At 71.7% G+C, this 15,466-nt stretch carries 11 protein-coding genes and 1 riboswitch; of the genes, 4 read left to right on the forward strand and 7 right to left on the reverse strand.

What is annotated here, in order from left to right; all coding sequences use genetic code 11:
• Position 1: 1 nt before the first annotated feature.
• From ileS to AC5L30_RS02500, 5 genes are all read right to left on the reverse strand, one after another.
• Entirely contained in the window at positions 2–3,148 is a 3,147-nt protein-coding gene (gene ileS, locus AC5L30_RS02480; protein ID WP_494865005.1) for an isoleucine--tRNA ligase, read from the reverse strand.
• Between the two features lie 279 nt (positions 3,149–3,427).
• Entirely contained in the window at positions 3,428–4,093 is a 666-nt protein-coding gene (locus AC5L30_RS02485; RefSeq protein WP_494865007.1) for a hypothetical protein, read from the reverse strand.
• A 30-nt stretch (positions 4,094–4,123) separates the two neighbouring features.
• On the reverse strand, positions 4,124–4,609 hold the full coding sequence (locus AC5L30_RS02490; protein WP_494865008.1) for a hypothetical protein: 486 nt from the start codon (positions 4,607–4,609) through the stop codon (positions 4,124–4,126).
• 89 nt (positions 4,610–4,698) lie between these two features.
• On the reverse strand, positions 4,699–5,418 hold the full coding sequence (locus AC5L30_RS02495) for a hypothetical protein (protein WP_494865010.1): 720 nt from the start codon (positions 5,416–5,418) through the stop codon (positions 4,699–4,701).
• Complete coding sequence (locus tag AC5L30_RS02500) at positions 5,411–5,866, reverse strand: RNA polymerase sigma factor (RefSeq protein WP_494865012.1); 456 nt, start codon at positions 5,864–5,866, stop codon at positions 5,411–5,413. Before AC5L30_RS02500 ends, AC5L30_RS02495 begins: the two co-directional genes overlap by 8 nt.
• 253 nt (positions 5,867–6,119) lie before the next feature.
• Between AC5L30_RS02500 and AC5L30_RS02505 the strand changes: the two genes are divergently transcribed.
• Positions 6,120–6,455, forward strand: a complete 336-nt coding sequence (locus AC5L30_RS02505; RefSeq protein ID WP_112588084.1) for a hypothetical protein — start codon at positions 6,120–6,122, stop codon at positions 6,453–6,455.
• Between the two features lie 163 nt (positions 6,456–6,618).
• On the opposite strand, the gene AC5L30_RS02510 is transcribed toward AC5L30_RS02505, so the two are convergent.
• Complete coding sequence (locus tag AC5L30_RS02510) at positions 6,619–7,449, reverse strand: inositol monophosphatase family protein (protein ID WP_494865014.1); 831 nt, start codon at positions 7,447–7,449, stop codon at positions 6,619–6,621.
• A complete protein-coding gene (locus AC5L30_RS02515; protein WP_494865015.1) occupies positions 7,446–8,339 on the reverse strand; it encodes a DUF5919 domain-containing protein in 894 nt (297 codons plus the stop codon). The genes AC5L30_RS02510 and AC5L30_RS02515 overlap by 4 nt, the downstream gene beginning before the upstream one ends.
• A 154-nt stretch (positions 8,340–8,493) precedes the next feature.
• Between AC5L30_RS02515 and AC5L30_RS02520 the strand changes: the two genes are divergently transcribed.
• From AC5L30_RS02520 to AC5L30_RS02530, 3 genes are all read left to right on the forward strand, one after another.
• Complete coding sequence (locus tag AC5L30_RS02520) at positions 8,494–8,769, forward strand: hypothetical protein (protein WP_494865017.1); 276 nt, start codon at positions 8,494–8,496, stop codon at positions 8,767–8,769.
• Positions 8,770–9,006: 237 nt separating this feature from the next.
• Positions 9,007–9,183: riboswitch (cobalamin riboswitch) on the forward strand.
• Between the two features lie 310 nt (positions 9,184–9,493).
• Entirely contained in the window at positions 9,494–13,162 is a 3,669-nt protein-coding gene (cobN, locus tag AC5L30_RS02525) for a cobaltochelatase subunit CobN (RefSeq protein ID WP_494865019.1), read from the forward strand.
• The gene (locus AC5L30_RS02530; RefSeq protein WP_494865020.1) at positions 13,159–15,396 is read left to right on the forward strand and encodes a magnesium chelatase subunit D family protein; all 2,238 of its coding nucleotides are present in this window, start codon (positions 13,159–13,161) and stop codon (positions 15,394–15,396) included. The genes cobN and AC5L30_RS02530 overlap by 4 nt, the downstream gene beginning before the upstream one ends.
• The last annotated feature ends 70 nt before the right edge of the window (positions 15,397–15,466 follow it).

The raw sequence follows: 15,466 nt of genomic DNA on the forward strand, positions 1-15,466 counted from the left end.
CTCAGGCCCGCACGACGTGCACCACAATCTCCTGGCCGTCGCCCACCGTGCCGGAGAACCCCTCCGACAACGCGTCCGCAACCGTCAACTGGAGCGCAAGGGTCTCGTGCGCGATGAGCTTCTGATGCGCGGAGATCGCCGCGGCGACCTCCGCGGGCGCGGCGATCGACACCGTGATCCGGTCGGAGACCTCGAATTCAGCGTCGCGGCGGGCTTGCTGGATGATGCGTACGACGTCGCGCGCGACGCCCTCGGCTGCCAGTTCGGGGGTGATCTCGGTGTCCAACGCGATCGTCGCGCCGCGCTGTGACTCCACGACCCAACCGGTGCGCGGCACCTCCGTGATCAGGATGTCGTCCACGCCCACCTCGACCTGCGCACCGTCGACCGACAGCGGGTACGTCCCGTTCGCCCGGACACCGTCGACCAACTCCCGGGGGGCCACGGCGGCGATGGCCTTGGCGACGTGCTGGGTGCGGTTGCCGAACCTGCGGCCCAGGGTCCGGAAGTTCGCTTTGACCCGCACGTCGATGACCCCGCTTTGAGGATCGAGCGGCTGGAGAACCTTGACGTTCAACTCGTCGCCGATGTCGTCCAGCAACGCCTGCGGGAGAACGGTGCCGGCCGGCAGCCCCACGAGCGCCCGGCTCAACGGTTGACGGATCCGCAGACTGCTCGCCTTACGCGCGGACCGGCCCGCCTCAGCCAACGCCCGCGCCGTGGCTACCTGGGCCGACAACTCCGCGCTGATCAGTGTGGTGTCGGGGGTGGGCCAGGTAGCCAGGTGCACCGACTCCGGGGCCGACGCGGCCCCGCGCCGGACGACCTGCTGCCACACCTCCTCCGTGACGAAGGGAATGAACGGCGCGAGCAGCCGCGTGAGGATGTCGAGGCACTCGTACAGGGTGGTGAGCGCGTTGGGGTCGCCCTCCCAGAAACGCTGCCGCGAGCGCCGTACGTACCAGTTCGACAGATCGTCGATGAAGTCGGCGAGCAGTCGGCCGGCGCGCGCCGTGTCGTAGTTCTGCATCCGTTCGTCGACGGCGGCGGCGAGGGCGTGGACCTCGCCGACGATCCACCGGTCCAGCACCGGTCGCTGGGCGACCGGCTGCGCCAGGTGCGGCGCCCACGTCGAGTTGGCGGCGTAGAGGGAGAAGAACGCCGCGGTGTTCCAGTAGGTCATCAACACCTTGCGGACGATCTCGTCGAGTGGGCCGGGCCCGATCCGGCGCGGCGACCACGGTGAGCCGGAGCAGGCCATGAACCAGCGCACCGCGTCGGCGCCGTGCGTGTCCATCAACGGGATCGGCAGCAGGATGTTGCCCAGGTGTTTGCTCATCTTGCGGCCGTCCTCGGCCAGGATGTGCCCGAGGCAGACGACGTTCTCGTACGGGGACCGGTCGAAGACAAGCGTGCCCACCGCCATCAGCGTGTAGAACCACCCCCGCGTCTGATCGATCGCCTCGCAGATGTACTGGGCCGGGTAGGTGCGTTCGAAGATCTCCTTGCTACCCGGCACGTGGGGGTAGCCCAACGACGCGAACGGCATCGCTCCGGAGTCGTACCAGGCGTCGATCACCTCGGGGACCCGGGTGGCGACCTGGCCGCAGTCCGGGCAGGCGAAGGTGATTTCGTCGACGTACGGGCGGTGCGGATCCAGCTCGGACAGATCGGCGCCGGCCAGCTCCCCGAGCTCCGTACGGGAACCGATCGCGGTCACGTGGTTGTCCGGGCATCGCCACAGCGGCAGCGGGGTGCCCCAGTACCGGGAGCGGGACACCGCCCAGTCGATGTTGTTCTTCAGCCAGTCGCCGTAGCGGCCGTGTTTGATGTGCTCCGGGTACCAGTTGGTGTTCTCGTTCTCCCGTGTCAGCTCGTCGCGGACCTCGGTCGTGCGGATGTACCAGGAGGGCTGCGCGTAGTACATCAGCGGGGTGTGGCACCGCCAGCAGTGCGGGTAGGGGTGCTCGAACGGTTCGTGCCGGAACAGCCGGCCAGACGTCCTGAGACGGTCGATGAGCAACGCGTCGGCGTCCTTGAAGAACACCCCACCGACCAGGTCGATGCCGTCGTCGAACCGCCCGTTCGGCGCGACCGGGTTGACCAGCGGCAACCCGTAGCCGCGGCAGACGGCGAGGTCGTCCGCGCCGAAGGCGGGCGCCTGGTGCACCAGGCCGGTGCCGTCCTCGGTCGTGACGTACTCCGCGAGGACCACCCGGTGCGCGTCCGGGATGTCCACCAGGTCGAACGGCCGCTCGTACCGCAAACCCTCCAGGGCCGACCCCGGTACCGTCGCCAGGATCTCCGCCTCGTCGCCGAGGACCCGCCGGGCCAGCGGTTCGGCGACGACGAACGTGCCCTGCCCGGTGCGGGCGAGGGCGTACGTCACCGTGGGATGCACGGCGACGGCGGTGTTGGACACCAGGGTCCACGGGGTGGTGGTCCAGATCAGCAGGTCGACGCCGCTGTGTCCGGCTACCTCCCCGCGCACCGGAAACCGCACGTACACGGACGGGTCGGTGACGGTCTCGTACCCCTGCGCCACCTCGTGGTCGGACAGGGTCGTGCCGTCGCGGGTGCAGTACGGCGCGACCCGGAAGTCCTCCACCAGGCGCCCGCCGTCGTGGATCTGCTTCAGTGACCACCAGACGCTGTCCACGTACTCCGGTGACATGGTCTGGTACGGATGCTCCAGGTCAATCCAGTACCCCATACGTTCGCTGAGCTGGACAAACTCGTCCACGTGCCGCAGCACCGAGGTGCGGCACAGGGCGTTGAACTCCGCGATGCCCATCTTCTCGATGTCGGGCTTGCCGCCCAGCCCCAGTTCCTTCTCCACCGCGAGCTCGACCGGCAGGCCATGGCAGTCCCACCCGGCACGGCGTGGCACCGAGAAACCCCGCATCGTCCGGTACCGGGGGAAGAGGTCCTTGAAGACCCTCGCCTCGATGTGGTGGGTGCCCGGCGTGCCGTTGGCGGTCGGCGGCCCCTCGTAGAACACCCACGGCTGACCGTCGGCCGTCTGCTCCAGACTCCGGTTGAACACGTTGTTGGTCTGCCACCACTCGATGACCGCACGGTCCATCCCACCAAAATCGATCTTGGTGGGCAGTGGCACGAATGGCGACTTCGACGGACCGTCCGGCACCGACGTTCTCCCTACACTTCACGTCCGCTCGCGCGGGCATCAGCTCACTGCCCACGCGGGGACGAAGCGCCGGGCGTATGGCCAGGACTCCGCGGTACCACCCCGCTTGCGCCTCGACGGTGCAGGCGCCGCTCAATTTCGCGGCGTGACGTGCCGCTACGTCCGGTTCTACTGGGGCAGCCGAGCTGCCCGTTCTTCCGGAGGCTCCCCGGTGATGGCCGGATCGGTGCCGATGCCGCCCAGCATAGCTGTCCGTGCGCGGAGCCAGTGGCCGGAGCGCTAGGTGTGCAGCCAGACGCGCAGAGGGCCGGTGGTGGTGAAGCCGGCGCAGAGCGCCGGCGTCAGGTCCGGGGTGGTTTCGTAGCCGACCAACGGCGCGTTGGGCAGAGTGGCGCACACCGCGCGCCAGATGTCGCGGGGGTTGTCGGTGCGGGTGAACAGGTTGGAGACGCCGTACGGGTTGTCGCCGCTGAGCACCGCTCCACCGGTGATCACACCACGGTCGTCGTGGCGGGCGAGCACCCGTACGCGGGGGTCGGCCAGGAGTGCGGGGCGGAACAGCTCCGCGCCGCCGTGGGCCGCCGCCCAGGAGGCCAGCTCGTCGGGTGTGGTGACCGCGGCCAGCGGCGTGTCGACAGGTGGTGCCGACGGTGGCCGGTGGATCCACTGCGCGTCGAAGAGCACCCCGAACCCGTACCCGGACAGGTCGAGGTCGGCGAAGCTGTCCTTCACCGACGCGCCGGGTCCCGCGTCGATCCGGGCCAGCAGGGCCTCGGCGTCGACGCCCGGCCGCACTGTGACCGCGTCCGGGTACCACTGTGGCGAACGGTGGGGGACCGACCAGGCGTCGCCATCGGTACGGCCGGCCAACCCATGGCTGCGGCAGACGATGTCGCACCATTCGGCGTTGTTGCGGGCCGCCGCCGCCCGCGCGTCCATGGGCATGATCGGCAGCCTAGGCGGCCCGAGGTGCGGTCAGGGGGCGTAGACCAGGTCCATCGTGTCGGTGTGCCCGGACCAGCGCAGGTCGAGGCGCCAGCAACCGGCCTGTGGCAGGTCGATGATCGACGGACCGGGGCCACCGGGGACCTCCCGGATCACCCGGGTATCGGTGCCGTCCAGCGTCGCGGTGATCACCAGGGTTGCCGGTGCGGTCGGGTCGGGCGAGGTCGTGGCGGCGCGGGCCACCCAGAGGATCTTGTTGTTCGACCCGTCCGTCCGGACCTGTCGCAGCGGATGGGCGAACAGCACCGCCACGATGTCACCCTTCGCGCCGAAGACGTGCGGAACCCGAGCGTCCCCGCTGAACCCGGCGTCCGCCCAGTCGGGCAGCGACCCCGTCTCGATCCGCGCCGCGCAGGCGGTCGCGGTGCTCGCCGTGGTGGCCGTACCCGCCGCCGGCGCCGTGCCGCTGGTCGTGGGCGTGCACCCCGCCAGCAGGACCACCGAGGATGCCAGCATCAACCTGCCCCAGGAACCCATCTCGCCCCTTCCGGTACGCGTCGACGACTCGTCGCATCTAAGCGACACCGCCCAGGCCCGCCAGGTTCCTACGGCAACGAGCGCGCGATCTCGATCGCCTCGGCCTTGGTGAGGGTGCCCTCAAGCCGGTAGCTCACGTCGTCGTCCTGCCAGATCAGGGTCGAGGCGGCCAGTCGGGCGGTCTCCCTGCGGGTCTCACCCGCCCGGTCCACGTAGGACAGGGCGTGTGAACCGCCGACCCAGATGGCGAAGTCGCCGTTGACCTCGACCCAGTTCGCGCCCGGCGGGCTGACCTCCTTGTGGAACGCCAGGTCGAGGCGACCGTCGAACGCGTCGACGCGCAGCGCGCCCCCGTCGTAGAGCAGCGTCGCCACCCGGTACCGGCCCGTGGTGTCCGGGTCGGCGACCAACACCTGCTCGGGCGGGCCCAGCCTCGCCGGCAGGCGGATCGGAAACCGCACCGCCTGTTGGGCCTCGTCCAGGGCTACGGCCCGCTGCCCGGGCAACGACGACGCGGTGCCGCCGGGCGGCGTCGGGGCGGGTGAGGTGGCGATGCTGACTCCGGCGAAGCGCAGCAGCCCCGTGACGACGTCGGCGATCGCGGCCCGCGTCGGCGGCAACACCGCCACCAGCAGGGTGACGAGCGCCACCGCGGCGAGGGACCGCCACCGGCGCCGCCGGGGCGCGGGCGTGCCGAGTCGTACGCGGACGCGGGCGGTCACGTCGGGCGGATCGGGGGTGTCCAGCCAGGCGGCGAGGTCACGCAGTTCCCGTTCGAGGTCACCCATGCCGGACCTCCTCACGGTCGAGCAGGTGGCGAAGTTTCGCCAGCGCCCGGGACGTACGCGACTTCACCGTGCCTCGGGGCCAGCCCAGAGCCGCCACCGTCTCCTCCTCGGTGAGATCGAGGAAGAACCGGCAGACGATCACCTCGCGGTCCCGTACCGGCAGTTGCCGCAGCGCCTGCACCAGCGACGCCCGGCGCTCCCCGGCGAGGACCGCGCCGACCGCGTGGTCCTCGACGATCTCGGGCGCCGGGTCCGCTGCCGCCGCCCGCAGGACGAGCCCGTCCCGCCGCCCCCGCGAGCGGTGCAGGTTGCGGGTCTCGTTGGCGACGATCGCGAGCAGCCACGACCGGAAGGATGCCTCGCCCCGGTAATGGGACAACTTCCGGTACGCCTTCACAAACGCCTCCTGGATGACGTCCTCGGAGTCCGAGCCCGCGCCGAGCAGCACCGCGGTCCGGTACGCGGACGCGGTGTGCCGGGCGACCAGGAGGTTGTACGCCTCCAGGTCACCTGCCCGAGCGCGGGTGACGAGCGCGTCGTTGTCCAGGGGAGACCTCCGTTCGGATCACACTCATGACACCGCCCACCCGCCGTTGGTTCCACCGGTGATTCCTGGACGAGCCAGGTGTCTCCCACCCGGCGTGCAGCGTATTGCCAGGAATCGGTGCTGCACTGGAGGGCGTCGAGGGAAGGGGTGGGGCATGAGCTGGTTCAATCGCCGGTCACGGGGTGCCGAGGCGACCCCGACGAAGCTGGACCGGGAGGCGACCCGCGACGACCTCGCGGCGCTGGAGGCGTTCGTGGCCACCCGGCGGGGGGTGGAGTTCTACCTGGAGCCGGAGACGACCGCGACGGACACCACAGTGGTGGCGATCGCCCACGACGGCGAGTGGATCCGTCGCCGTACCGGAACGCCCCGCGCGGCCGGGGCCATCGCCCGCAAGCACGCGGTGCCGCTGTACGAGGCGGCGCGCACCGGCTACCCGGAACGGATGCGGACCTGGAGCCGGGCCCACCCGGAACGCCACGCCCGCTGAACGCCGGCTCTGCGGATCATGACCGTGCCGCCGGCTGACCCCGATGTCGAGGTCGATCATGGAGGCGTGGTGCCCAGTTTGAAGATGAAAGGCCGTTTTGTCGCTCAGCACAACTCCATGATCGGCAAGGCGAGATGTTGCGCTAGCTGTACTGCCCAGCTAGCTAGGTCGGCGATGGCCTTCCATCCTGGTCGGGTTCCGCACCTGCGAGTGATCGCTGAACGAGCTTGAGGATGGGCGGAAGGAGCAGGTTGTTGCCGCCGACCGTGGCGACAGCGTCCACGCTGTGCGGCGTGCCGTCAACGTCGACGACCAGGGCACCAGCCTCGCGGGCGACGACGACGCCAGCGGCGGTGTCCCAGGGCTTGTTGTTGAGCATGATGAACGCGTCGATCCTGCCGTGAGCCAACCAGGCGAGGTCGATCGCGGCAGAACCATGCATGCGTATTCGTTGCACGTGCCGGGTGAGCTGCTCGGTGATGGCAAGTCGTTCGGCGTTCTTCCGGCTGGCCTCGTTGCCGACCGCGTAGTCGCCGATGGCGACCACGGCGTCCTTGAGGTCGGTGACCCCGCTGGTGTGGATGAGTCGGTTGTTGGCGTAGGCGCCGTGTCCCCTGGCGGCGTGGTAGCGGGTGCCGAGGAAGGGAAGGTCGATGACGCCGAGGACGGCCTCGGCGCCGTGGACGAGACCGAGGGAGATCGCGCACAGGGGTGACCCGTGGATGAAGTTGACGGTGCCGTCGACGGGATCGAGTGCCCAGGTGAGAGTGCTGTTGTCGTCGCTGCTGCCGTACTCCTCGCCGAGGAACCCGACGTCAGGGGCCTTGGCGGCTAGATGATCGCGAACCCTCCTCTCGATGGCGTAGTCCAACTCGGAAGCCATGTCGCGGTCACCCTTGAAGGTCAGCGCGCCGGGCTGAAGCGTCCGCATCAGATCCTGCGCCAGGTCGACGGCCTCCTGTGCGAGGGGAAGGAGGCGGGCGTAGTCGGTCATAGCTGGCGGCTGCGATCCCAGAGCGAGCTGAACATCGCGTCGAATATCGGGTAGAGGCCGGAGGGGCCCGCGCTGCGCTCGATGACCATCGTCGGGCAGTCGACGCCCCGCATCTGCGGTAGGTAGTGCTGAACGACGCAGAGCCGGTCATCGATCAGAAGCACGTTGGCCCGAACGGACTCGTCGTAGACGCCGATGGTGAGGTGGTCCCGGGCACCTGCGGGGAGCCGGTCACGAATGCGGCGGGCCAGGTTCTGGATGTTGAGTTCGGTGAGAGCGCTCAGGTGTCCGTCCGGATAGTCGTCCTCACGCTCCTGCCGCCTGATCGCCTCACCGGCCGGATCAAGGAACAGGCAACGGAGGTGGGTGCCGGCGGCGAGGAGCTTCAGGAGGCGGTTGTCGGCGTACTGCTGACAGATGAGGTTGAGCGACAGGCCGGACGCCCGGATGTCCGTGGCACGGTCGAAGAGAACGTGCGGCGGCAGCTCCGCCAGGAAATCTGAGCGGCTGGAATAGATCGCGGTGACATCGGCGCATTGGTCCCGCGCAGTCTTCGCGGCCTGCGGGCCACTGACGTCCCGCTCGGCCGGCATCCGGTCGCGTTCGCCGAGCAGGAGCGTCATACGTGCGTGGCGCGGCATCGACAGGCCGGTGCAGATGCGGTTGAGGACATCGATGCTGCTGACCCGGCGGGCACCGCTGGTGATCTCGCTGACCTGAGCCTGGCTGAGACCGGTGGCGACACCGAGGGTGGTTTGGCTGGCGCGGGTGGCTCGCTGGACGAGGCGGAATACTTGAGCGACGTCGCGAGCGGCCAAGGCATCAAGCATGTCGGTGCTGTCCCACAGCAGGTCGGAGATAGAAAGCGTGGTAGTTGTCCGGACGCTCACGGATGGCTCCCTTCCTGCTCAAGGGGTGAGGGTCAGCTTATCCAGTGGCCGGATGGCCGCACCGGGAGGACATCCGGAGGGCGGAAGAAAGTTATCCGCCGAGGAATCACCCGCTGTGATGGATGGTGGCAGTTGCGGTGAGCAGGGTCGTGGTGTGAGTCTCCGGTCCCGTCCGCACCTACCCATGCGCCCGGCCTGGTTGTGCCGCAACTGCGCCGCCGCGTGGCCGTGCTCCCGCGCCCAACTTGATCTCGTCGCCGAGTTCTACGGCCACTCGCTGGCGCTGGCTCTCTACCTGACGTCCTGCATGAACGAGGCCATCCACGACATGTACAGCCTCGGCGGTCGCCCCGACCCTGCCGTGATGCATGTACGTTTCCTCGGCTGGCTGTCGTTGACCCGCCGGCCGCGCCGCTCTGAGCACGAGTAACCCAGGCTGACCGCGTCGTCGATGAACCCCGCCGGAGCTGAATCGTCTACGACATCAGCTCCAAAGGGGACCGCACACGCACTGTCCCGCCATGGGATGGTTCCGACACGGATCAACCAGCTCAACAGCCCGCCGTCGTGGAAGGCGACCCCCCGCGCCGATATTTTCGCAGGTCAATGTGGTGAGCGAGGCCGGGTGACAGCGGGGTCCGCGTTGACCGGCGGCGCGGCGGTGTGGCAGCATTCGCGGCCTGACGGCAGTGAAGGAAGTCGGTGCGAATCCGACGCGGTCCCGCCACTGTCACCGGGGAGCGATCCCCCCTCGTGAGTCACGGCCGTGTGTCTGCGGTTGGAAGGCCGGGGGAGAGCGTCGATCCGGAAGCCAGGATACTTCGGCCGTCGGGACGTACCCCAGGGCGTGGACACCCGAGGAGGACCCGATGACGCACGGCGTCTCACCCATCGACGATCATCGTCATAACCTGTGCGCCGGTCGCCGCGCCGCGCCCGGAACCGGCCGCGCCCGCACGCCTCGGGCCGGCCGCTGCGGCGTGCGCCAGGTCGCTGGCTTCCGGTACCGCTGAGCCGGGCGCCCGCCGCTGACCGGCCCCGACGCCCGCGTCGGTGTGTCGTTCACCCGGGCCGTCGTACCGGCTGACGCCGTACCCACCCGCATCGTCCCGTCGCCCCCGTTGGGCGCAGGACGTCACTTTCCGGAGCCTGCCGTGCGCATTCTGCTGCTGTCCACCGCCGACACCGACCTGCTGGCCGCCCGCGCCAGCGGCGCCGACTACCGGTTGGCCAACCCCGCGCGAGTCACCGCCGAGGAGGTGCCCGCCCTGCTCGACGGAGTCGCCCTCGTCGTCGTACGCCTGCTCGGCGGTCGGCAGGCGTGGCCGGACGGCCTCGCCGCGGTGCTCGCCACCGGCGCGCCGACGGTCGTGCTCGGCGGTGAGGCGCTGCCCGACGCGGAGTTGATGGCCATCTCCACCGTGCCGTCCGGCGTCGTCACCCAGGCGCTGGCGTACCTGGTCGAGGGCGGCCCGGACAACCTGGGGCAGCTCGCCCGGTTCCTCTCCGACACGGTGCTGCTCACCGGCGAGGGGTTCGCCCCACCCGCGCCCACCCCGGCGTACGGCGTGCACGGCGAACACCCCGCCGACCCGAACCGGCCCACCGTCGGCATCGTCTTCTACCGGGCGCACGCCCTCGCCGGCAACACCGACTTCGTCGACGTGCTCGCGGACGCGGTCCACAAAGCCGGCGGCAACCCGCTGCCGATCTTCTGCGGCTCGCTGCGCGGGCTGACCGCGGGCGCCGGCCCCCTCGGGCTCTTCGCCCGGTGTGACGCCCTGCTGGTCACGGTGCTCGCGGCCGGCGGTGCGGTCGCCGCCGACGCCTCCGGTGGCGGCGACGAGGACGCCTGGGACGTCGGCGCCCTGGCCGCCCTCGACGTGCCGGTCATCCAGGCGCTCTGCCTCACCAGCACCCGCGCGCAGTGGGCCGACAGCGACGCCGGGCTGTCCCCGTTGGACGCCGCCATGCAGGTGGCCATCCCCGAGTTCGACGGCCGGATCGTCACCGTGCCGTTCTCGTTCAAGCAGATCGACGCCGACGGGCTCTCGGTCTACGCCGCCGACGCCGAGCGGGCCGCCCGGGTCGCCGGGATCGCGGTGCGCCACGCCCGACTGCGCTACGTGCCGCACGCCGACAAGCGGGTCGCCGTGGTGCTCAGCTCGTACCCCACCAAGCACTCCCGGGTCGGTAACGCCGTCGGGTTGGACACCCCGGCCTCGGCGGTCCGGCTGTTCGCCGCGCTGGCCGAGGCCGGCTACCACCTGGGCGACGCGCCACCGCCCGACGACGGCGACGCGCTGATCCACGCGCTGATCGCCGCCGGTGGTCACGACGTGGAGTGGCTCACCCCGGAGCAGTTGGCCGCCGCCGAGGCCCGGATACCGGGGCCGACGTACCGGCGCTGGTTCGACCAGGTCCCGGCCGAGCTGCGTGAGCGGATGCGGGAGCACTGGGGTGAGCCGCCCGGCGAGCTGTACACCGAGGGCGGCGACATCGTGCTCGCCGGGCTGCGCTTCGGCAACGTGGTGCTGCTGATCCAGCCACCCCGCGGCTTCGGGGAGAACCCGATCGCCATCTACCACGACCCGGACCTGCCGCCCAGCCACCACTACCTGGCCGCGTACCGCTGGTTGACCGCGCCCGTCGCGGACGGCGGCTTCGGCGCGGACGCGGTGGTGCACCTGGGCAAGCACGGCACCCTGGAGTGGCTGCCCGGCAAGGGCCTCGGCCTGGCCGCCGACTGCGCGCCCGACGCGGTCCTCGGTGACCTGCCGCTGGTGTACCCGTTCATCGTCAACGACCCCGGCGAGGGCACCCAGGCCAAGCGGCGGGCACACGCCGTGGTCGTCGACCACCTGGTCCCGCCGATGGCCCGCGCCGAGACCTACGGCGACCTGGCCAAACTGGAGCAACTGCTCGACGAGTACGCGACCGTGCAGGCCCTCGACCCGGCCAAGGTGCCCACCGTGCGGGCCCAGATCTGGGACCTGGTGCGCGCCGCCGAGCTGCACCACGACCTGCACGCCGAGGCGATGCCGGACGCGGACGACTTCGACGACTTTGTGCTGCACCTCGACGGGTACCTCTGCGAGGTCAAGGACGTGCAGATCCGCGACGGGCTGCACATCCTCGCCGACGCGCCCACCGGCGAGCCACGGGTCAACCTGGTCCTCGCGGTGCTGCGCGCCCCGCAGATCTGGGGCGGCGCCCGCGCCCTGCCCGGCCTGCGCCAAGCCCTCGCCGTCGGGTACGGGCTCGACGAGCAGGAGCTGCTCGCGGCGCCGGGACGGCGACTGGCGTTGCCTGCGGCGCTGACCGACGTGGTCGACGGGCCGGCCGGCACCGCCGCCGACGCGATCGACCTCATCGAGGCCCTCGCGCGGCGGCTGGTCGTCGGCATGGAAACCCTGGACTGGGCCGTGGACGCGGCCGACGCCGTGGTGACGGAGGTGACCGGTCGGTCGATCCCGGACGTCGCCGCGGTGCTGCACTTCGCCGCCACCGAGCTGGTGCCCCGACTGGACCGGACCACCGACGAGCTGACCAACACCCTCGGGGCCCTCGACGGGAGGTTCGTGCCACCCGGCCCGTCCGGCTCACCCACCCGGGGCCTGGTCAACGTGCTGCCCACCGGGCGCAACTTCTACTCCGTCGACCCGAAGGCCATCCCCAGCCGCAACGCCTGGGACGTCGGGGTGGCCCTCGCCGACTCGCTGCTGGCCCGACACCTCGCCGACACCGGCGCGTACCCCCGGTCGGTGGGGTTGACCGTGTGGGGCACCAGCGCCATGCGGACCCAGGGCGACGACATCGCCGAGGTGCTCGCGCTGCTGGGCTGCCGGCCGGTCTGGGACGACCGGTCCCGGCGGGTCACCGGCATCGAGGTGGTGCCGACCGCCGAGCTGGGCCGGCCCCGCGTCGACGTCACCGTGCGCATCTCCGGCTTCTTCCGCGACGCGTTCCCGCACGTGGTGGCGCTGCTCGACGACGCCGTCCGGCGGGTCGCCGCCCTGGACGAGCCGGACGAGGACAACTACCTGCGGGCGCACGTCGCCGCCGACCTCGCCGAGCACGGCGACGAGCGGCGGGCCACCGCCCGGATCTTCGGCTCCAAGCCCGGCGCGTACGGCGCTGGGCTGCTGCCCCTGATCGATGCCCGGACCTGGCGCAGCGACGCCGACCTGGCCGAGGTGTACGCGGTGTGGGGCGGCTACGCGTACGGCCGGGGCCTGGACGGGCGGGAGGCGCGCGCCGACATGGAGCGCTCGTTCGCCCGGATCGCGGTGGCGGTGAAGAACCAGGACACCCGCGAGCACGACATCGTCGACTCCGACGACTACTTCCAGTACCACGGCGGGATGGTGGCGATGGTCCGTCACCTCACCGGCACGTCACCGCAGGCGTACGTGGGTGACTCGGCGATGCCACACGACGTGCGCACCCGCACGCTGGGCGAGGAGACCCGGCGGGTGTTCCGGGCCCGGGTGGTCAACCCGAAGTGGATCGCCGCGATGCGCCGGCACGGCTACAAGGGCGCGTTCGAGCTGGCGGCCACCGTGGACTACCTGTTCGGCTACGACGCCACCGCCGGTGTGGTCGACGACTGGATGTACGAGCACCTGGCCGCCGCGTACCTCTTCGACGAGACCACCCGGGAGTTCCTGGAGCAGTCCAACCCGTGGGCGCTGCGCGGCATCACCGAGCGGCTGTTGGAGGCCGCCGACCGGGGGCTGTGGGCCAAGCCGGAGCCGGCCACCCTCGACCGGCTACGCGACACGTACCTGGCCAGTGAGGGCGACCTGGAGGACCGGGCATGACGACGACCTACCCGTTCAGTGCGGTGCTCGGCATGGCCGACATGCGACTGGCGTTGCTGCTCAACGCGGTCTCCCCGGCGATCGGCGGGGTGCTGGTCCGGGGTGAGAAGGGGACCGCCAAGTCCACCGCCGTGCGGGCCCTCGCCGCGTTGCTGCCCCCGGTGCGCAGGGTGGCCGGCTGCCGCTTCGGCTGTGACCCGGCCGAGCCCGACCCGGCCTGCCCCGACGGCCCACACCCGGCCGACGCCACCGCCGAGACCCGCCCGGCCCGCCTCGTCGAGCTGCCGGTGGGCGCCGCCGAGGACCGGGTGGTCGGCGCACTGGACCTGGAGAAGGCGATCGGCGAGGGGGTACGCGCCTTCGAGCCGGGCCTGCTCGCCGCCGCGCACCGGGGTGTGCTCTACGTCGACGAGGTCAACCTGCTGCACGACCACCTCGTCGATCTGCTGCTCGACGCGGCGGCGATGGGTCGCAGCCACGTCGAGCGGGAGGGCGTCTCGGTCAGCCACGCGGCCCGGTTCCTGCTGGTCGGCACGATGAACCCGGAGGAGGGGGAGCTGCGCCCGCAGCTGCTCGACCGGTTCGGGCTCACCGTGGAGGTGGGCGCCAGCCGGGATCCGGAGATCCGGGTCGAGGTGGTCCGCCGCCGGCTCGCCGCCGACGCGGACCCGGTCGGCTTCGCCGCCCGCTGGGCCGACGCCGACGCGGAGATCGCCGCCCAGGTGGCCGCCGCCCGCCGCCGGCTTCCCGGGGTACGCCTGCCGGACGCCGCGTTGCGGCAGATCGCCGAGGTGTGTGCGGCGTTCGACGTAGACGGGATGCGGGCCGACATCGTCACCGCCCGTACCGCCCTCGCCCACGCCGCCTGGCACGGCCGGGACCGGGTCACCATCGACGACGTTCGGGTGGCCGCCCGGCTGGCCCTGCCGCACCGCCGCCGCCGCGACCCGTTCGACACCCCGGGGCTGGACGAGAAGCGCCTCGACGAGGCGTTGCAGCGCGCCCAGGACGCCCACCCCGACGACCCGGACGACGCCGGCCCCGACGACCGCGGGCCGGACGACAGTGGCCCGGACGGCGGCGGCCCGCAGGGCGGTGGCCCGGCCGGTGACGGCGACCCCAACGGGGGAGGCCCGGCTGGCGACGGCTTGCCGGGCGGCGACGGCGGCGGCGACCGGGGTGAACCCGGGTCGGCCGGACACTCGTCGGCGCGGAATGGCGTTGGCCCGGACGCGCGCACCGACGGCCCGGACGGTGCCGACGGCTGGCCGCAGCGCCAGCCGGGCGACCGAGGCGACGACGATGGCTGGCCGCAGCACCCGACCGGCGACGACCGGGGCGACGACGGCCAGAACTCGAGCCCGCGCGGTGGCCGGCAATCGGCGACCGGTGACGACGACCCGGCCTGGGGCGGAGACTCCCAGCCGGTGGCCGTACCCCGGGGTGGGCTGAGGGCTCGGACGTTCACCGCGCCCGGCCTGGGTGACGGGGTGCCGGGCCGCCGGTCGCGGGCCCGCACCGGGCGGGGCCGCACCACCGGCGCCCGGGTGCCGGCGGGTCGGGTGAGCGCGCTGCACCTGCCGGCCACGATCCGCGCCGCCGCGCCGCACCAGGCGGCCCGGGGCCGGCTCACCGGTCCGCTGCGTCTGCGCCGGGACGACCTGCGCGAGGCGGTTCGTGAGGGACGCGAGGGCAACCTCGTGCTCTTCGTGGTGGACGCGAGCGGCTCGATGGGTGCCCGGCAGCGGATGACCACAGTGAAGGACGCGGTACTCGCCCTGCTCACCGACGCGTACCAGCGGCGGGACAAGGTCGCGGTGATCGCGTTCCGGGGTGCCGACGCCCGGACCCTGCTGCCGGCGACCTCGTCGGTGCTAGCCGCCTCGACCCGGCTGGCCGAGCTGCCCACCGGCGGGCGTACGCCGCTGGCCGAGGGGCTGCTCGCCGCCGCGGACCTGTTACGGGTGGAACGCCTGCGCGACCCGAAGCGCCGCCCACTGGTCCTCGTCGTCACCGACGGCCGGGCCACCGCCGGCACCCGCCCGCTAGACCGGGCGGCGGCAGCGGCAGCCGTCCTGGCGGCCACCGGCGCCCCGTGCGTGGTCGTCGACTGCGAATCCGGCCCCGTCCGCCTGCACCTGGCCGCCCGCCTGGCCACCCAGCTGAACGCCCCCCGAACCCCCCTGGAAGCCCTCACCCACCCCCGCGATCGTGCACTTCCTGTCGCGGCATAACGGACCAAGCGCACGTATGACCAACAGAAACCGCAAGATCGCGGGAGTGCTGACGCGAGGGAGTGAGTGC

It is taken from the genome of Micromonospora sp. BQ32, assembly GCF_059358895.1.

What these genes read in the sequence shown, in the direction of transcription:
- AC5L30_RS02495 (WP_494865010.1), bottom strand. Translation starts at nt 5,418, where the DNA reads ATGGGTGACCTCGAACGGGAACTGCGTGACCTCGCCGCCTGGCTGGAC.
- AC5L30_RS02530 (WP_494865020.1), top strand. Translation starts at nt 13,159, where the DNA reads ATGACGACGACCTACCCGTTCAGTGCGGTGCTCGGCATGGCCGACATG.
- AC5L30_RS02490 (WP_494865008.1), bottom strand. Translation starts at nt 4,609, where the DNA reads ATGCTGGCATCCTCGGTGGTCCTGCTGGCGGGGTGCACGCCCACGACC.
- AC5L30_RS02510 (WP_494865014.1), bottom strand. Translation starts at nt 7,449, where the DNA reads ATGACCGACTACGCCCGCCTCCTTCCCCTCGCACAGGAGGCCGTCGAC.
- AC5L30_RS02485 (WP_494865007.1), bottom strand. Translation starts at nt 4,093, where the DNA reads ATGCCCATGGACGCGCGGGCGGCGGCGGCCCGCAACAACGCCGAATGG.
- AC5L30_RS02505 (WP_112588084.1), top strand. Translation starts at nt 6,120, where the DNA reads ATGAGCTGGTTCAATCGCCGGTCACGGGGTGCCGAGGCGACCCCGACG.